Here is a 17,888-nt window from a genome sequence, read left to right as displayed (position 1 = left end):
ACTAGAGACTGGGCACGATCAAATGTGGGAGCGGGCTTGCTCGCGAATGCAAAGTGTCAGTCACTGAACCTGCTGACTGATACACCGCTTTCGCGAGCAAGCCCGCTCCCACATTTGGATCGCATTTCAATCACACAACGGCGTTATAGAACTGCTCGCTGCTCTTCTGCTCCACCAACGCCTGCTCGATCGCCGCCTGATGCACTTCATCGGCGTGCTCTTCACGAGCCTCCGGCAGAATGCCCAGGCGCGAGAACAGCTGCATGTCCTTGTCAGCCTGCGGGTTGGCGGTGGTCAGCAGTTTGTCGCCGTAGAAAATCGAGTTGGCACCGGCGAAGAACGCCAAGGCCTGCATCTGCTCATTCATCGCCTCACGGCCAGCGGACAAACGCACGTGGGATTGCGGCATCAAGATGCGCGCCACGGCCAACATACGGATGAAATCGAACGGGTCGATGTCCTCGGCATTCTCCAGCGGCGTGCCGGCCACTTTCACCAGCATGTTGATCGGCACGGACTCCGGATGCTCTGGCAAGTTGGCCAGTTGGATCAGCAGGTTGGCACGGTCATCAAGGGACTCGCCCATGCCGAGGATGCCGCCGGAGCAGATCTTCATCCCAGAATCGCGCACATAGGCCAGGGTTTGCAGGCGCTCGCTGTAGGTGCGGGTGGTAATGATCGAACCGTAGAACTCAGGCGACGTATCAAGGTTGTGGTTGTAGTAGTCCAGGCCGGCCTGGGCCAGCGCTTCGGTCTGGTCCTGGTCGAGGCGGCCCAAGGTCATACAGGTTTCCAGGCCCATGGCCTTCACGCCTTTGACCATCTGCAATACGTAGGGCATGTCTTTGGCCGAGGGGTGTTTCCAGGCGGCGCCCATGCAGAAACGGGTCGAACCGATGGCCTTGGCGCGAGCGGCCTCTTCAAGGACCTTCTGCACCTCCATCAGCTTTTCTTTTTCCAGGCCAGTGTTGTAGTGGCCCGACTGCGGACAATATTTGCAATCTTCTGGGCAGGCGCCGGTTTTGATCGACAGCAACGTCGACACCTGGACACGGTTGGCGTCGAAATGCGCGCGGTGCACGGTCTGCGCCTGGAACAACAGGTCGTTGAACGGCTGCACGAACAGCGCTTTGACTTCGGCGAGGGACCAATCGTGACGCAGAGTGGCGGTGGTGCTGGCGCTCATGGGCGATTCCTTGATTATGCTTTGGCAAACGCTGCGGGAAGGGCAATACCCACAGTCACGACACGGATGCTCGGCATATTTAAGGAAGATTCATGCACTGTCAACCAGAGTACAAACACGAGGTTTACATCTGGCTAAAAAACGTACAATCATGTTTAGTGTGCGATGAAGCAACAGAATCCGCCGATTGTGTGTGCAACGTCTGCGAAACCGAGCTGCCATGGCTGATGGAACAGTGCGCGGTATGCGCCCTGCCATTGCCGATGGACGGCCTGATGTGCGGCCAATGTTTGCAACAGCCACCCGCGTTTAAACAGGTGATCGCTCCCTGGACCTACAGTTTCCCCATCGACAGCCTGATCAGCCGCTTCAAGCACCAGGCACGCTGGCCGTTCGGGCAGATGCTCGCGCGCCAGTTGGGCCGGCACCTGCAACATCGCTACGAGAACACCGGACTTACCCGCCCGGACTGTCTGCTGCCGGTGCCCATGGCTCGCAAGCGCCTGCGCGAACGCGGGTATAACCAGGCCCTGATGCTGGCGAGATGGCTGAGCGAAGACCTCACTATCCACCACGATGAAGACCTGTTGTTACGTCCCAATGAAACCGTCGCGCAGCAAGCCCTCGATGCCAAGACCCGCAAACGCAACCTGCTCAACGCCTTTGCATTGGCCCCCGATGCCCAGGTGCAAGGCCGCCACTTCGCCTTGGTGGACGACGTGCTCACCACCGGGGCCACCGCCCACAGCTTGGCGCGCCTGTTGCTGAACGCCGGGGCGCGGCAGGTCGACGTGTATTGCCTGGCCCGTACGCCAAAGCCTGGCGCCTGACTTGACGCGAGCACCACCTTGCCCGCAACGTTCGGGCCATCTCATCGAAGCGTATTGCCATGTCCCTGCCGACTTCCCTTAGCCAACACATCATCCGTCGTCCCCAGCGTATTGCCTTGCTGGGGCACATTGCCGAGCAGGGCTCCATCACCCGCGCGGCCAAAAGTGCTGGCCTAAGCTACAAGGCTGCCTGGGACGCGATTGATGAACTGAATAACCTCGCGCAAAAACCGCTGGTGGAGCGCAGCGTTGGCGGCAAGGGCGGTGGCGGCGCCAAGCTGACCGCCGAGGGTGAGCGGGTGCTGCGCCTTTACCAGCGCCTGCAGGTGTTGCAAGCCGAAGTATTGGGCTCTGACGAAGCCGCCAGCGACTTCAACCTGCTGGGCCGCTTGATGCTGCGCACCAGCGCGCGCAACCAGTTGCATGGCCAAGTCATGACGATTGAAAGCCATGGCCGCAACGACCTGATCCGCCTGCAGCTGTCTGGCGGGCTGACACTGGACGCGCAAATCACCCACGACAGCACGCATCGCCTGGAACTGGAAACGGGCATTGAAGTGGTTGCCCTGATCAAGGCCGGTTGGCTGGAACTGCTCGCCATCGGGCAAGCCGCAACACCTGGACACAATTGCATGAGTGGTGTGATCGAGACGATTCTCGACGCCGATGACGGCCCCAGCGAAGTGCGCATCTCCCTGCCCAGCGGCCAGGTTTTGTGCGCCCTGGCCCAGCCCGCTGCGCTCAAGGCGCTTGGTGCTGGCGAAGGCCAACTGATCCAGGTGCAATTCGCACCCAGCAATGTGTTGCTTGGCACGCCGGTGTAGCCAACGCCTGCTCTGCCCCGCCGTTAAACTGCAACAATTGCGTCATGTCCGCTCCTTAAGGTGTCTGCAAAAACCGCAGGGAGCCTGAAATGAGCCTATTAGAAGAAAACCAAGCCACCGACCTTGAACAGATGGTCGGCCTTACCCGCCGCCGTTTTATCGGCGCCGGCGCCCTGTGCGGTGCTGCGATGTTCCTGGGTGGCAACCTGCTGAGCCGCAGTGCCCTGGCCGTGAATGCCGCAAGCGCCAGCCCATTGCTGGGTTTCACCAGCATTGGCGCCGCGACCAGCGACGCCATCACCTTGCCGCCGGGCTACAGCGCCTCAGTGCTGATCAGTTGGGGCCAGCCGCTAAGCAAGAACGCCCCTGCCTTCGACCCATCCGGCAACGGCACGGCCAAGGCCCAGGAACAACAGTTCGGCGACAACAACGACGGCATGAGCCTGTTCGCCTTCCCCGGTGACGACAACCGCGCCCTCATGGCCATCAACAACGAATACACCAACTATCGCTACCTCTATGCCCACGGCGGCGCGCCGCAATCGGCCGAAGACGTGCACAAGGCCCAGGCCAGCGAAGGCGTATCGGTGATCGAAGTGCGACGCCAAGGCGACACCTGGCAATTCGTGCAGGACTCGCGCTACAACCGGCGCATCCACGGCAATTCGCCAATCCGCCTCAGCGGTCCCGCTGCTGGCCACGCCTGGCTCAAGACCAGCGCCGACAAATCCGGCAAGAATGCCCTTGGCACCTTCCAGAACTGCGCCAACGGCAAGACGCCATGGGGCACTTACCTGACGTGCGAAGAGAACTTCACTGACTGCTTTGGTAGCAGCAACCCACAACAAACTTTCGACGCCGGGCAGAAACGCTACGGCGTGGTGGCCGCCAGTAAAGAGATCAACTGGCACCTGCACGACCCGCGTTTCGACATCGCCAAGAACCCCAACGAACTCAATCGCCATGGCTGGGTGGTGGAAATCGACCCGTTCGACCCCACCTCCACGCCGGCCAAGCGCACCGCCCTGGGCCGCTTCAAGCATGAAAACGCCGCCCTGGCCGAAACCCGCGATGGCCGCGCCGTGGTGTACATGGGCGACGATGAGCGCGGTGAGTTCATCTACAAATTCGTCAGCCGCGACAAGATCAACCACAAGAACCCCAAGGCCAACAAAGACCTGCTCGACCACGGCACCTTGTTTGTCGCGATCTTCGACGCAGGCGACGGCAACGCGGATCACCCCAAGGGCAAGGGCCAATGGGTTGAACTCACCCATGGCAAAAACGGCATCGACGCGAGCACAGGGTTCGCCAACCAGGCCGAAGTGCTGATCCATGCGCGCCTGGCGGCCAGCGTGGTGAAGGCCACACGCATGGACCGCCCGGAATGGATCGTGGTCAGCCCCACCGACGGCCAGGTCTATTGCACCCTGACCAACAACGCCAAGCGCGGCGAAGACGGCCAGCCGGTGGGCGGGCCCAACCCGCGCGAAAAAAACGTGTATGGCCAGATCCTGCGCTGGAAGGCCGACGCCGATAATCACGGCGCCACGGAGTTTTCCTGGGACCTGTTTGTCGTCGCCGGCAACCCGGGCGTGCACGCCGGGACGCCAAAGGGCGGCTCATCGAATATCAACCCACAGAACATGTTCAACAGCCCCGATGGCCTGGGTTTCGACAAAGCGGGGCGCCTGTGGATTCTTACGGATGGGGACTACAGCAACGCAGGCGATTTCGCCGGCATGGGCAATAACCAGATGCTCTGCGCCGACCCGGCAACCGGGGAAATCCGTCGTTTCATGGTAGGACCGGTGGCATGTGAGGTGACGGGTATCAGCTTCTCGCCAGACCAGAAAACGCTGTTTGTGGGCATTCAGCATCCAGGTGAAACCGGCGGTTCGACGTGGCCGGAGCATTTGCCGAACGGTAAGCCGCGTTCGTCGGTGATGGCAATTCGGCGGGATGATGGCGGGATAGTCGGCGCCTGATACACCGTTTTCGCTAGCAAGCCCGCTCCCACATTTTGACCGTGCTCCAAAGGTGGAACTCGATCGAGTGTGGGAGCGGGCTTGCTCGCGAAGGCGTCCACACAGCCACCACCTATCTATGCTGTTACCATACCCGGCCGGACGCGGCGCCCTGCTGCGCGCAGGAGTTTCCATGGCCCACCCGTTTGAAACACTCACCCCCGACCTGGTCCTCGATGCTGTCGAAAGCATCGGTTTCCTCAGCGATGCACGCGTGCTGGCGCTCAACAGCTACGAAAACCGCGTGTATCAGGTGGGCATCGAAGACTCCGAACCACTGATCGCCAAGTTCTACCGCCCTCAGCGCTGGACCAATGAGGCGATCCTGGAAGAACACCGCTTCACCTTCGAACTGGCCGAATGCGAAGTGCCGGTGGTGGCGCCACTGATCCACAACGGCGAAAGCCTGTTCGAACACGCGGGTTTCCGCTTCACCCTGTTCCCTCGCCGTGGCGGCCGTGCGCCCGAACCGGGCAATCTCGATCAACTCTATCGCCTTGGGCAATTGCTCGGCCGTTTGCACGCGGTGGGTTCCACGCGCCCGTTTGAACACCGTGAAGCGTTGGGGGTGAAGAACTTCGGCCACGACTCCCTCACCACGCTGCTGGAAGGCAACTTTATCCCCAAGAGCCTGCTGCCGGCCTACGAGTCCGTCGCCCGCGACCTGCTCAAACGTGTAGAGGAGGTGTACAAGGCCACCCCGCACAAAAACATCCGCATGCACGGCGATTGCCACCCCGGCAACATGATGTGCCGCGACGAGATGTTCCATATCGTCGACCTGGATGACTGCCGCATGGGCCCGGCGGTGCAAGACCTGTGGATGATGCTTGCGGGTGATCGCCAGGAATGTCTGGGCCAGCTGTCGGAATTGATGGACGGCTACCAGGAATTCCACGACTTCGATCCGCGTGAACTGGCTCTGATCGAACCCCTGCGCGCCTTGCGGCTGATGCATTACAGCGCCTGGCTGGCACGCCGTTGGGACGACCCGGCGTTCCCCCACAGCTTTCCGTGGTTTGGCAGTGAGCGGTATTGGGGGGATCAGGTGCTGGCGTTGCGTGAGCAGTTGGCGGCCCTCAACGAAGAGCCCCTGAAACTCTTCTGACCGTTGATCGCTCCCACGCTCCGCGTCTGGCCTCAAAAGCGCGACCCGGAGCGTCACAAGAGGTATTCCCACGCAGAGCGTGGGAACAATCAAAAGCGGGTCCCACTGGCAGACAAATATCCTTACAATCGCGCTTTGTTAGCTGCCTGAGCAAGGATTCTGCAATGCAAGCTGCCAACCCCCGCAAGGGGTACATCCTGGGCCTGAGTGCCTACGTCATCTGGGGTCTGTTCCCGCTCTACTTCAAAGCCATCGCCAGTGTTCCGGCCGCCGAAATCATCGTGCACCGCGTGTTGTGGTCGGCGCTGTTCGGCGGTTTGCTGCTGCTGGTGTGGAAGCACCCTGGCTGGTTCCGCGAACTGCGCGACAACCCCAAGCGCCTGGCGATCCTGGCCCTGAGCGGTTCGTTGATTGCAGGCAACTGGCTGACCTATGTGTGGTCGGTGAACAGCGGGCGCATGCTGGAAGCGAGCCTGGGTTACTACATCAACCCGCTGGTGAATGTGCTGCTGGGCATGCTGATCCTCGGCGAACGCCTGCGTCGCCTGCAGTGGGTTGCGGTGGGGCTGGCTGCCGCGGGTGTGGCGCAACAGGTGTGGCAGGTGGGCAGTTTGCCGTGGGTGTCGCTGGTGCTGGCGTTGACCTTCGGTTTCTACGGGCTGATCCGTAAACAGGCACCGGTGAAGGCGCTGCCGGGGTTGGTGGTGGAAACCTGGATGCTGGTGCCGATTGCCGTCGCATGGTTGCTGTTCAACCCATCGGCCCACAGTGCGCAGCTTGAGTTCTGGAGCACTTCCGAAGCCTGGTGGCTGGTGGCAGCAGGCCCGGTAACGCTGATCCCATTGGTGTGTTTCAACGCCGCCGCCCGGCATTTGCCCTATACCGCCCTGGGCTTTTTGCAGTACGTGGCACCCACCCTGGTGTTGCTCGAAGCCGTGCTGTTGTTCGGTGAGCACCTGGCGCCGAGCACGTTGACCGCCTTTGCGTTCATCTGGGCTGGCCTGGTGGTGTACAGCGTGGATATCTGGCTGAGCGCACGCAAACGCTGATCAAAAAACGTACAAACCTCTGCAAGCCACGGCCGGCCTGGCTTGCAGACATCCACCCCAAGGTTATCCACAGCCTGGTCCCCGCCATTTGTGCACAAGCTTTTGAAATTGCTCGTTTTTTGCTCAAATGTCGTAGAAGCCCGGCCGGCGTGGCCTGGCGCCTGGTCTCTACAGGTTATCCACAGGCCCATGCAAGATTTCCATGCATAACGTTGTGGGCAACTTATTCCTCGTGATGCAGTTCCACCATCAAATCGTCCGCCAGTGTTTCCAGGGATAGCTGCAAGGTATCCAGCGACAAGGCTGTCGGCACCCGCAACACGGCCTCGGCAGTAAACAATGGATCACCGCTCATAGGTGCCGGGCGTACATCAGTGCTCAGGCTTTCCAGATTCACCCCCTGCTTGCTCAACAACGCGGTGATTTCGCGCACGATGCCCGAACGGTCATTGCCCACAAGGGTCATCAGAATCGATTTGGACGCCGATGCCTGCCCGCTGCTGCCCTCTCCCACCAAGACGCGGATGCCGTGTGTGGATAAGTCCTCCAGCGCCCCCACCAATGCCTGACGGTTTTCCGTAGGAACGCTGACTCGCAGGATTCCGGCGAACTGCCCAGCCATGTGGGCCATGCGGCTTTCCAGCCAGTTACCACCATGGGTGGCGATGTTCTGCGCGATGCGCTCAACCAAGCCGGGTTTGTCGGCAGCGATAATTGTGAGTACAAGATGGTCCATGGCGATGCCCTCTGGAATTCAATCTACAAGGTGGACTCGGCAGCCACCGAAAACAAATCGTGTACCATTTTTATATTTATCTGGAACAATCCAATAGTTTTTTGAGAACATCCCGTTCTCCGCTGTGACCGTACGACCAAAGTGGGTCGCTAAACGACGTATTTAGTCTAATTTTCACAACCGCAAGTCATCATGTAGTATGCGCAACCGTGCACTACATAATGAAAATCTAAAAAGCGCTTAAGCTGTGCAGAGTGAGGCAAGCAATGACTGAACACGTTCAAGTCGGTGGCCTGCAGGTCGCCAAAGTCCTGTTCGACTTCGTGAACAACGAAGCCATTCCCGGCACCGGCATTACTGCCGACCAGTTCTGGGCCGGTGCCGACAAGGTCATCCACGACCTGGCACCGAAGAACAAAGCCCTACTCGCCAAACGCGACGATTTCCAGGCGCGCATCGACACCTGGCACCAGACCCACGCGGGCCAGGCCCACGACCCGGTGGCCTACAAGGCTTTCCTGCAAGACATCGGATACCTGCTGCCAGAAGCCGCAGATTTCCAGGCCACGACCCAAAACGTCGATGACGAAATTGCCCGCATGGCCGGCCCCCAGCTGGTAGTGCCGGTGATGAACGCCCGTTTTGCCCTCAACGCCTCCAATGCGCGTTGGGGCTCGCTGTATGACGCGCTGTATGGCACCGACGCCATCAGCGAAGCCGACGGCGCCGAAAAGGGCCAGGGCTACAACAAAGTACGCGGCGACAAGGTGATTGCCTTCGCCCGTGCCTTCCTCGACGAAGCCGCACCGCTCACGGCGGGCAGCCACGTTGACTCCACCGGTTACAAGATCGTTGATGGCAAGCTGGTTGTCAGCCTCAAGGGCGGCAGCAACAGCGGCCTGCGCAGCGATGCACAACTGATCGGCTACCAGGGCGATGCCGCCACGCCGACCGCGATCCTGCTCAAGCACAACGGCCTGCACTTCGAAATCCAGATCGACGCCAGCACCCCGGTCGGCCAGACCGATGCCGCCGGCGTCAAAGACGTGCTGATGGAAGCTGCGCTGACCACCATCATGGACTGCGAAGACTCCGTCGCCGCCGTCGATGCCGATGACAAGGTGGTGATCTACCGCAACTGGCTCGGCCTCATGAAGGGCGACCTGGCCGAAGAAGTGGCCAAGGGCGGCAAGACCTTCACCCGCACCATGAACGCTGACCGCGTTTATACCGGCGTCAATGGCCAGGACGTGACCCTGCACGGTCGTTCGCTGTTGTTCGTGCGTAACGTGGGTCACTTGATGACCATCGACGCTATCCTCGACAAAGACGGCAACGAAGTACCCGAAGGCATCCTCGACGGTCTGGTCACCAGCCTCGCCGCCTCCCACAGCCTCAACGGCAACAACAGCCGCAAGAACAGCCGCACCGGTTCCGTGTACATCGTGAAACCGAAGATGCACGGCCCGGAAGAAGCGGCGTTCACCAACGAGCTGTTCGGTCGCATCGAAGACGTGCTGAACCTGCCGCGCAACACCCTGAAAGTCGGGATCATGGACGAGGAGCGCCGCACCACGGTCAACCTCAAGGCCTGCATCAAGGCGGCCAGCGAGCGCGTGGTGTTTATCAACACCGGCTTCCTCGACCGCACCGGCGACGAGATCCACACCTCCATGGAAGCTGGCGCGATGGTGCGCAAAGCAGCGATGAAGGCGGAAAAATGGATCGGCGCCTACGAAAACTGGAACGTCGATATCGGCTTGAGCACTGGCCTGCAAGGCCGAGCACAGATCGGTAAAGGCATGTGGGCCATGCCCGACCTGATGGCCGCGATGCTCGAACAGAAAATCGCCCACCCGTTGGCCGGCGCCAACACCGCTTGGGTACCTTCGCCAACGGCGGCTGCGCTGCACGCGTTGCACTACCACAAGGTCGATGTATTCGCCCGCCAGGCCGAACTCGCCAAGCGTGAACGCGCTTCGGTGGACGACATCCTGACCATTCCTCTGGCGACCAATACCGATTGGTCTGACGAAGAAATCCGCAACGAACTGGACAACAACGCCCAGGGCATCCTTGGCTATGTTGTGCGCTGGATCGACCAGGGCGTGGGTTGTTCGAAAGTGCCAGACATCAACGATGTGGGCCTGATGGAAGACCGCGCCACCCTGCGTATCTCCAGCCAGCACATCGCCAACTGGCTGCGCCATGGCATCGTCAACGAAGCCCAGGTACTGGAAAGCCTCAAGCGCATGGCGCCGGTGGTAGACCGTCAAAATGCCGGGGATAAGTTGTACCGCCCACTGGCACCGGATTTCGACAGCAACATCGCGTTCCAGGCAGCGGTGGAGTTGGTGATTGAAGGGACCAAGCAGCCTAATGGGTATACCGAGCCGGTGCTGCACCGCAGGCGTCGGGAGTTCAAGGCTAAGAATGGCCTGTAAATGAAAAAAGCCCTGATTGTGAGATCAGGGCTTTTTTTTTGGGATTGGTAGTGGCAGAACTGGCGCTTGCTCGCGAAGAGGCCAGCACATACACCCAAGAATCAGGAAGCCATCCCCAATTCCCGCTTCACCATCTTCGCCAACTTCACGCTATCGATCGGCTTGAGCAAAAAGTCCACCACGCTCAAATGCATCGCATCGATCACATCTGGCGCTTCGGCGTCCCCCGACATAACAATGATCGGCAACGCCGCCCGCGTGGACCCGCGTACCTGGCGGATCAACTCCAGCCCATTGCTCGGCGCCATGCGCAGGTCGGTAATCAACAAGCCAATCGAACTGCTGGAGTTCAACAAGTCCCACGCTGCCTCACCACTCTCGGCAGTCATGCAGCGAATACCGTCCAGCCCCAGGATTTCCGCCAACAGTTCGCGAGCGTCCTTGTCGTCGTCGACAATCAACACCCGTTGCGGCGGTAAATCAGGCTCCAGCATCACGGCGCTCAGCGCCTCGCGCTCGGCATCACTTAAAATATCGTGGTCGGACATACGGTTCTCAGCAGTTCTCATCAATCTCCCAGCACACTCGTCAGACATCTGCAGAAGGGCGAACAATGTGCACTTCGTCGGAAAGTTTGCCTAGTGGGTGTTCTACGGGGTTTGGACGATAGTCATGTAAGGTTTTTCCTTAGTTTTATGCCGTTTTCATCGACCTAGACTTACGTCCAATGGGCACCTGCCGCGTGGGAGTCGACCATGAAGGACGATAACGACAAAAAAATGCGGTCATGGTTATGAGTAAAGCTGATGCCTTCGCCCAGGCGGGGAAAACTGCTGTTTTGCAGAACATCCACGGCACCTTGCAGTTCCTGCAACGCTTCCCCCCGTTCAACCAGATGGAAAACGCGCACCTGGCGTTTTTGGTAGAGCAGTGCCAGTTGCGTTTCTTCGGCCCCGGCGAAAGCATCCTCAAGCCGTCGGGCGGGCCGGTGGAGCACTTTTACATCGTCAAACAAGGCCGCGTTGTCGGTGAGCGACCTGACTCCGCCGAAACCACTTTCGAAATCACCACCGGCGAATGTTTCCCCCTCGCCGCCCTGCTCGGTGAACGGGCGACCCGTACCGAGCACAAGGCCGCTGAAGACACCTTCTGCCTGCAACTGAACAAACCTGCGTTTATCAAACTGTTCGCGCTCTCCAGCCCGTTTCGCGACTTTGCCCTGCGCGGCGTCAGCAGCCTGTTGGACCAGGTCAATCAGCAGGTGCAGCAAAAAGCTGTGGAAACCCTCGGCACCCAGTACTCGCTCAATACCCGCCTGGGCGAATTGGCCATGCGTCACCCGGTCACTTGCTGCCCGCAAACACCGTTGCGCGTAGCCGTTACGTTGATGCATGAGCAGCAAGTTGGCAGCATCGTGATCGTCGACGAGCACAAGGCACCCTTGGGGATTTTCACCCTGCGCGATCTGCGCCAAGTGGTGGCCGATGGCACCAGCGATTTCAGCCAGGCCATCGAAGGCCATATGACCCAGGCGCCGTTCTTTCTGACGCCGGACCACAGTGCCTTCGACGCAGCCATTGCAATGACCGAGCGGCATATCGCCCACGTGTGCCTGGTCAAAGATCAGCGTTTGTGTGGCGTGGTGTCCGAGCGCGACCTGTTTTCCCTGCAACGCGTCGACCTCGTGCACCTGGCCCGAACCATCCGCAACGCGCACCGGGTGGAACACCTGGTGGCGATTCGCGGTGAGATCGGCCAATTGGTGGAGCGCATGCTCGCCCATGGCGCTTCGTCTACCCAGATTACCCACATCATTACGCTGCTCAACGATCACACGGTGTGCCGAGTGATCGAACTGACCCTGGCAGAAAAAGGCGACCCCGGCGTGCCGTTCAGTTGGCTGTGTTTTGGCAGCGAAGGCCGTCGTGAGCAGACGCTGTATACCGACCAGGACAACGGCATCCTGTTCGAGGCCAAGGATGTTGCCGAAGCCGCTGCGATCCGCGCCCGGTTATTGCCGCTGGCCCAGCAGATCAACCAAAGCCTGGCGTTGTGCGGGTTCAGCCTGTGCAAGGGCAATATCATGGCCGGCAACCCCGAGCTGTGCCTGTCGCGGGCCGAGTGGGCGCGGCGCTTCGCGGCGTTTATCCGCGAGGCGACTCCGGAGAATCTTCTGGGCTCGAGTATCTACTTCGACCTGCGCGTGGTGTGGGGCGATGAACGTGGCTGTGAGCAGCTGCGCCAAGGCATTCTCGACCAGGTCGCGGATAACCGTTTGTTCCAGCGCATGCTGGCCGAGAACGCGTTGCGCCAGCGACCGCCCGTAGGACGTTTCCGCGAGTTTGTGCTCACCCGTAAAGGTGGGGAAAAAGCCACGCTGGATCTCAAGGTGCAGGGCCTCACCCCCTTTGTCGACGGCGCGCGCCTGTTGGCCCTGGCCAATGGCATCCACGCCAACAACACCCTGGAGCGCCTGCGCCAACTGGTGGCCAAGGAAGTCATCGAGCCACTGGACGGTGCCGCCTATGAAGAGGCGTATCACTTCATCCAGCAAACCCGCATGCAGCAGCATCAGTTGCAAACCCGTGAGAACCAGCCGTATTCCAACCGCGTCGACCCCGACAGCCTCAACCACCTGGACCGGCGCATCCTGCGTGAATCCCTGCGCCAGGCCCAACGCCTGCAAAGCAGCCTGACCTTGCGGTACCAGCTGTGAGTTGGTTCAGTTGGTTGCGTGCGAAAAAACCGGGGCTCGACACCCCGCAACAGCAACGCCTGGCACAGTTGCCCAAGCCCGCCACATTGGGCGACGGTTCCTTGCGCAGCCAGCGCTGGGTGGTGGTCGACCTGGAAACCAGCGGCCTGAACCTCAACCGCGACCAGGTGCTGTCGATCGGCGCCGTGGTGATTGAAGACGGCGCGGTGGATTTCTCGCAGATGTTTGAACGCACGCTGCAACGGGCGGAGACCAAACTGAGCCCCAGTGTGCTGATTCACGGCCTTGGCCCCAGCGCGATTGCAGCTGGGAGCGATCCCGTTGAAGCGCTGCTGGATTTCATGACATTTGTGGGCGATAGCCCGCTGCTCGCATTCCATGCGCCGTTCGACCAACACATGCTGTGCCGGGCGCTCAAGGACAGCCTGGGTTACCGCCTAAGCCATCCGTTTCTCGATGTTGCAGAGATTGCTCCACTGCTGTGCCCCGAAGCGCATATCCGCGAAGCCGGGCTGGACGACTGGATCAACCACTTCAATCTGCAGGTAGGCGAGCGTCACCACGCCAGCGCCGATGCCCTGGCCACGGCCGAGCTGATGTTGATCCTGTTCAGTCGCGCACGTCAGCAGCACATCGACACGCCACAGGCATTGCAAGAGCGTTTGAGCCAATGGAAACGGCGCAAACAATCCCCCTCGCTCTAAACGCCATAGTTTCCTTGTAGTGAGCGTTTACATTCGGTCTTAACCCGACAGACGCCAATTGCGCCGACACGACGCCTCTGACACAATCGCGAATAATTCTCGTTAGTTTAAACCTCTTGTTTATTCGGTGATGCCTTGTCGTCGGTCCCAAACCCACACAGTGAGCTGGTTGGCGCGTTGTATCGCGACCATCGTGGCTGGCTGTTGGGTTGGCTGCGGCGCAATGTGGCCTGCCCGAGCCGCGCCGAAGACCTGAGCCAAGACACCTTCATGCGCCTGCTGGGCCGTGACGAGTTGCGCGAACCCCGCGAGCCACGGGCGTTCCTGGTGGCCATCGCCAAGGGCTTGTTGTTCGACTACTTCCGACGCGCAGCGCTGGAACAGGCCTACCTCACCGAATTGATGCTGATCCCGGAAAGCGAACACCCCTCGCCCGAAGAACAGCAATTGATCCTCGAAGACCTCAAGGCCATCGACCGCCTGCTCGGCAAGCTGTCGAGCAAGGCGCGCGCGGCCTTCCTCTATAACCGCCTCGACGGCATGGGCCACGCGGAAATTGCTCAGCGCCTTGGCGTGTCGGTACCTCGCGTACGCCAGTACCTGGCCCAGGGCATTCGCCAGTGCTACATCGCACTGTATGGCGAGCCGCTGTGACGGTGATCAGCTCCAAGCCAGTGTCGGCACGCGTGCTGGATGCGGCAATTGCCTGGCAACTGTCCCTCGACTCGGGCGACGACAGCGCGGTGGAACAGGAAGAGTTCGACAAGTGGCTGGCCAGCGATGAGGAGCACGCCCGTGCGTGGCGTCAGTTGGGCATGCTCGACCGACGTTTCAGCGTGGCCTCGGGGCCGGCGCGAGCAGCGTTGTTGCAATCACGCGAAGGTATTCGCCAGCGCGTGCGCAAGCTGGGTAGCGGCTTGGCGAGTATCGCGCTGGTGCTTGGCCTGGCCTTGTTTGCCGGTGAGCGCTATGTGCCGATCCACTATTGGCTGGCTGACCAACGCACCGCCACTGGTGAACAACGCACGCTGAAACTGGCGGACGGCACGCTGATCAACCTCAACACCCACAGTGCCATCGACGTGCGTTTTGATGAAAAGCGCCGGCTGATCGTGTTGCAGGAAGGCGAAATCATGGTCGAAACCGGCCACAACGACGCACGACCGTTCTACGTGCAAACCCGCGACGGCAGCCTGCGTGCGCTGGGCACGCGGTTTATCGTCAAGCGCGAAGACGACGCCACGCGCTTGAGCGTGCTGCAATCGGCAGTAGGCGCGCAGCCCGAGGCGTTGCACGAAGAACAGGTCTTCAAGGAAGGCCAGCAAGTGCTGATGCGCAGCAATGGCCTGGGCCCTGCGCTGGCCGTCACCCCGGCCACCGACGCGTGGACCCGCGGCATGCTGGTGGTGGACAACGCCCGCCTGGGGGATGTGGTCGCGGAACTGGCCCGTTATCGCACCGGCCACCTGGGTGTGGATAAAAACGTGGCCGACTTGCGGATTACCGGCAGCTTCCCGCTGCATGACACGAGCTTGGCGTTGAATGCCCTGCTGCCGACGTTGCCGGTGCAGATTGAGCAGCACACGCCGTGGTGGGTGACGGTGAGCGCCAAACCTTAGGTTTTCGGTGCCCTTCAGATCGCTTTCGCGAGCAAGCCCGCTCCCACATTCGACCGCGTTTTTCCAGATAGAACGCAGTCAAAATATTGCACCCCAAAAATATTTTCACCCAGCCCTATCACTTTTTGATTCTCGCTCGGCACCTAGGCAATTGAGAAATATTTCCATTCAGGAGCCGCCCCATGTCCCGCACGCTAGACACCCTGTTGCGCCCCAGCCTGTTAGCCGTGGCCATCGCCCTCAGTGCTCCGCTGGCCAGCCCTTTGCTGATCGCCGCCGAGCAAGCGTCCAGCGTGCGCGCCTACAACCTGCCGGCCGCGCCCTTGGCCAGCACCCTGAACCAGATCGCCAGCCAGGCCGGCCTCGCGCTGACCCTCAGCCCTGCGCTGGCCTCGGGCAAGACCTCGGCACCGGTCCAGGGCCAGTTCGATGCACCGGGTGCGCTGCGTGAAGCGTTGCGTGGGACAGGGTTGCAGTTGGAGCAGAGCAGCGCTGGCACTTATACGTTGGTGGCGATTCCGGAGGGTGTAGTGGCATTGCCGGAAACCAGCATCACCGGCCAAGCCAGCTATGAAAGCGCATGGGGCCCAGTAGACGGTTACGTCGCCACACGCACCGCTGCTGGCACCAAGACCGATACGCCGATTGCCGAATTGCCGCGCTCGGTGTCGGTGATCACCCGCAAACAAATGGAAGACCGCTCCGTACTCAACCTCAATGACGCACTGCGCTACACCGCCGGCGTGCAAAGCAGCGGCTACGGTTCCGACTCGCGTAGCGACTGGCTGTTGGTACGCGGCTTTGTGCCAACTCAATTCCTCGATGGCTTGCCATTGCCAAAAGGCAACTACGCCACACCGAAGATCGATACCTGGGACCTGGAACGCATCGCTGTACTGCGCGGCCCGGCATCGTCGGTCTACGGGCAAACCCCGCCAGGCGGCTTGCTGGACATGGTCAGCCGTCGCCCCCAAGCCGAAAGCTCAAATGAAATCGAAGTGCAGGCCGGCAGCAACAACCATAAGCAGATCAACTTCGACAGCACCGGCAAGATCGACGACGAAGGCCAGTTCCTCTACCGCATCAGCGGCGTGGTACGCGACAGCAATACCGCCGTGGACCACATCCCGGACAAACGCTACAACGTCGCCCCGAGCCTGACCTGGAACATCAACGACGACACCAAGCTGACGTTGCTCACCCAGTTCACCCGCGACGATACTGGAATCACCGGGCAGTTCCTGCCATTGCAAGGCACCAAGCTGAGCTCGCCCGCCGGCAAGATCTCCCATCACAAGAACCTCGGTGATCCGGAATGGGAGTTCTATGACCGCACCTACTACGCGCTGGGATATGCATTTGAAACGCGTCTGAACGACACGTGGCAGTTCCACCAAAACCTGCGTTACACCAAAAATGACCTGTCATTCCAAGGCATCACCGCTGGCGGCGCGTTCTATCCGAATGGCCCGGAAGTCGCGGTAGACGACGCCGGCAACGTGACCCGTTCCGCCGGCAAGGTTGATGAAAACATCGGCCAGTTCGCCGTGGACAACAACTTCCAGGCCGACTTCCAGACCGGCCCAGTGAGCCACACATTACTGCTGGGCCTCGATCACCAGCGCTCCGACAGCGATGCGCGATGGCTGTGGGGTTCGGCCGGTGTACCGACCATCAACTTCAACCGTCCGGTGTATGGCCAGGACTTTTCCAAAGTCCAGTACTTCACCATGTACGACTACACCCAAAAGACCCAGCAGACAGGCCTCTACGTCCAGGACCAGATGGCCCTCGACAACTGGCGCCTGACCCTCGGTGGGCGCGAGGACTGGGTACACACCGGCACCACCTTCCACAACCTGAACGACGCCACCAATACCCAGCGTGACAAGCACTTCAGCGGTAACGCAGCGCTGAGCTACGTGTTCGACAATGGCATCACGCCGTACCTGTCCTACGCCGAATCATTTCAGGCCGGCGCGGGCACCCAAGTGGCCAGCACCGGGACATTCAAGCCAACCGAAGGCAAGCAATACGAAGCGGGTATCAAATACCAACCGCCTGGCACCAAGGCTTTGTTTGCAGCCGCAGTGTTTGACCTGACCCAGCAAAACTCAACCGTGACCGAAGGCAGCATCACCCGGCAAATTGGTGAAGTGCGCGTTCGCGGTCTTGAACTGGAAGCCAGTGCCGACGTTACCGAAAGCCTCAAGCTGGTGGGCTCCTACACCTACAACGACAGTGAAATCATCGAAGGCCTTGCCGCCGAAAAAGGCAACCGCATGAACCAGCTGCCACGCAACCAAGCTACCGGCTGGGCCGACTACACGTGGCGCAGCGGCTTGCTGGACGGTTTCGGCGTCGGTGCAGGCGTGCGTTATGTCGGCGACACCTATGGCAATGCCACCAACACCGATTTGGGCCATGTCGGCTCCTACACCGTGTACGACGCCTCGGTGCACTACGACCTGGGCCGCGTAAACAGCACCCTCAAAGGCGTAACCGTCGCGGTCGATGCCAAAAACATCTTCAACAAGGACTACCTGTCCACCTGCGACGGTTTCTACTGCTACTACGGCGACCAACGTAACGTGGTCGCCAGCGTGAATTACAAATTCTAAGACGGTGAAAAACCGCTGACGAAG

The 17,888-nt window shown here is 60.4% G+C and carries 14 protein-coding genes; 11 read left to right on the top strand and 3 right to left on the bottom strand.

Features of this window, described 5'->3' with window-relative positions:
• Window positions 1-130 precede the first annotated feature (130 nt).
• Window positions 131-1,186 (bottom strand): biotin synthase BioB, encoded by a 1,056-nt coding sequence (gene bioB, locus HF257_RS28040; protein WP_016977842.1) that lies wholly within the window; start codon window positions 1,184-1,186, stop codon window positions 131-133.
• 92 nt (window positions 1,187-1,278) lie between these two features.
• On the opposite strand from bioB, the gene HF257_RS28035 reads away from it, so the two are divergent.
• From HF257_RS28035 to rarD, 5 genes are all read left to right on the top strand, one after another.
• Window positions 1,279-2,016, top strand: coding sequence for a ComF family protein (locus tag HF257_RS28035; protein ID WP_185709248.1), 738 nt, complete (start codon window positions 1,279-1,281; stop codon window positions 2,014-2,016).
• A 59-nt stretch (window positions 2,017-2,075) separates the two neighbouring features.
• On the top strand, window positions 2,076-2,840 hold the full coding sequence (locus tag HF257_RS28030) for a TOBE domain-containing protein (RefSeq protein ID WP_185709247.1): 765 nt from the start codon (window positions 2,076-2,078) through the stop codon (window positions 2,838-2,840).
• An 89-nt stretch (window positions 2,841-2,929) separates the two neighbouring features.
• Window positions 2,930-4,828 (top strand): PhoX family protein, encoded by a 1,899-nt coding sequence (locus HF257_RS28025; protein ID WP_185709246.1) that lies wholly within the window; start codon window positions 2,930-2,932, stop codon window positions 4,826-4,828.
• 172 nt (window positions 4,829-5,000) lie between these two features.
• On the top strand, window positions 5,001-5,975 hold the full coding sequence (locus HF257_RS28020; RefSeq protein ID WP_016977838.1) for a serine/threonine protein kinase: 975 nt from the start codon (window positions 5,001-5,003) through the stop codon (window positions 5,973-5,975).
• A 164-nt stretch (window positions 5,976-6,139) separates the two neighbouring features.
• Complete coding sequence (rarD, locus tag HF257_RS28015; protein ID WP_185709245.1) at window positions 6,140-7,024, top strand: EamA family transporter RarD; 885 nt, start codon at window positions 6,140-6,142, stop codon at window positions 7,022-7,024.
• Window positions 7,025-7,247: 223 nt separating this feature from the next.
• On the opposite strand, the gene HF257_RS28010 is transcribed toward rarD, so the two are convergent.
• A complete protein-coding gene (locus HF257_RS28010) occupies window positions 7,248-7,760 on the bottom strand; it encodes a glycine cleavage system protein R (protein ID WP_185709244.1) in 513 nt (170 codons plus the stop codon).
• 266 nt (window positions 7,761-8,026) lie between these two features.
• On the opposite strand from HF257_RS28010, the gene HF257_RS28005 reads away from it, so the two are divergent.
• Window positions 8,027-10,204, top strand: a complete 2,178-nt coding sequence (locus HF257_RS28005; RefSeq protein WP_185709243.1) for a malate synthase G — start codon at window positions 8,027-8,029, stop codon at window positions 10,202-10,204.
• Window positions 10,205-10,305: 101 nt separating this feature from the next.
• Here the strand turns inward: HF257_RS28005 and HF257_RS28000 are convergent, their stop codons facing one another.
• Complete coding sequence (locus HF257_RS28000) at window positions 10,306-10,752, bottom strand: response regulator (RefSeq protein ID WP_185709242.1); 447 nt, start codon at window positions 10,750-10,752, stop codon at window positions 10,306-10,308.
• 245 nt (window positions 10,753-10,997) lie between these two features.
• On the opposite strand from HF257_RS28000, the gene HF257_RS27995 reads away from it, so the two are divergent.
• The 5 genes from HF257_RS27995 to HF257_RS27975 all read left to right on the top strand — a co-directional run bounded on the left by HF257_RS27995 (window position 10,998) and on the right by HF257_RS27975 (window position 17,864).
• On the top strand, window positions 10,998-12,920 hold the full coding sequence (locus HF257_RS27995; protein ID WP_332872233.1) for a putative nucleotidyltransferase substrate binding domain-containing protein: 1,923 nt from the start codon (window positions 10,998-11,000) through the stop codon (window positions 12,918-12,920).
• Window positions 12,917-13,624: a 3'-5' exonuclease gene (locus tag HF257_RS27990; protein WP_185709240.1), complete on the top strand. Its 708-nt coding sequence runs from the start codon at window positions 12,917-12,919 to the stop codon at window positions 13,622-13,624. The genes HF257_RS27995 and HF257_RS27990 overlap by 4 nt, the downstream gene beginning before the upstream one ends.
• A 135-nt stretch (window positions 13,625-13,759) precedes the next feature.
• On the top strand, window positions 13,760-14,278 hold the full coding sequence (locus HF257_RS27985; protein ID WP_185709239.1) for an RNA polymerase sigma factor: 519 nt from the start codon (window positions 13,760-13,762) through the stop codon (window positions 14,276-14,278).
• Window positions 14,275-15,243: a FecR domain-containing protein gene (locus HF257_RS27980; protein ID WP_185709238.1), complete on the top strand. Its 969-nt coding sequence runs from the start codon at window positions 14,275-14,277 to the stop codon at window positions 15,241-15,243. Before HF257_RS27985 ends, HF257_RS27980 begins: the two co-directional genes overlap by 4 nt.
• Window positions 15,244-15,425: 182 nt before the next feature.
• Window positions 15,426-17,864 carry a TonB-dependent siderophore receptor gene (locus HF257_RS27975; protein ID WP_185709237.1) on the top strand — a complete coding sequence of 813 codons (2,439 nt, stop codon included), beginning with the start codon at window positions 15,426-15,428 and terminating at the stop codon, window positions 17,862-17,864.
• The last annotated feature ends 24 nt before the right edge of the window (window positions 17,865-17,888 follow it).

This window comes from Pseudomonas cremoris (assembly GCF_014230465.1).
Note: the sequence above shows the minus strand (reverse complement) of the source record. Positions and strands in the feature narration are given on the sequence as shown.

Excerpts from the sequence above, each read along its gene's own strand:
- bioB (WP_016977842.1), bottom strand. The coding sequence starts at position 1,186 with ATGAGCGCCAGCACCACCGCCACTCTGCGTCACGATTGGTCCCTCGCC.
- HF257_RS28035 (WP_185709248.1), top strand. The coding sequence starts at position 1,279 with ATGCACTGTCAACCAGAGTACAAACACGAGGTTTACATCTGGCTAAAA.
- HF257_RS28030 (WP_185709247.1), top strand. The coding sequence starts at position 2,076 with ATGTCCCTGCCGACTTCCCTTAGCCAACACATCATCCGTCGTCCCCAG.
- HF257_RS28025 (WP_185709246.1), top strand. The coding sequence starts at position 2,930 with ATGAGCCTATTAGAAGAAAACCAAGCCACCGACCTTGAACAGATGGTC.
- HF257_RS28020 (WP_016977838.1), top strand. The coding sequence starts at position 5,001 with ATGGCCCACCCGTTTGAAACACTCACCCCCGACCTGGTCCTCGATGCT.
- rarD (WP_185709245.1), top strand. The coding sequence starts at position 6,140 with ATGCAAGCTGCCAACCCCCGCAAGGGGTACATCCTGGGCCTGAGTGCC.
- HF257_RS28010 (WP_185709244.1), bottom strand. The coding sequence starts at position 7,760 with ATGGACCATCTTGTACTCACAATTATCGCTGCCGACAAACCCGGCTTG.
- HF257_RS28005 (WP_185709243.1), top strand. The coding sequence starts at position 8,027 with ATGACTGAACACGTTCAAGTCGGTGGCCTGCAGGTCGCCAAAGTCCTG.
- HF257_RS28000 (WP_185709242.1), bottom strand. The coding sequence starts at position 10,752 with ATGTCCGACCACGATATTTTAAGTGATGCCGAGCGCGAGGCGCTGAGC.
- HF257_RS27995 (WP_332872233.1), top strand. The coding sequence starts at position 10,998 with ATGAGTAAAGCTGATGCCTTCGCCCAGGCGGGGAAAACTGCTGTTTTG.
- HF257_RS27975 (WP_185709237.1), top strand. The coding sequence starts at position 15,426 with ATGTCCCGCACGCTAGACACCCTGTTGCGCCCCAGCCTGTTAGCCGTG.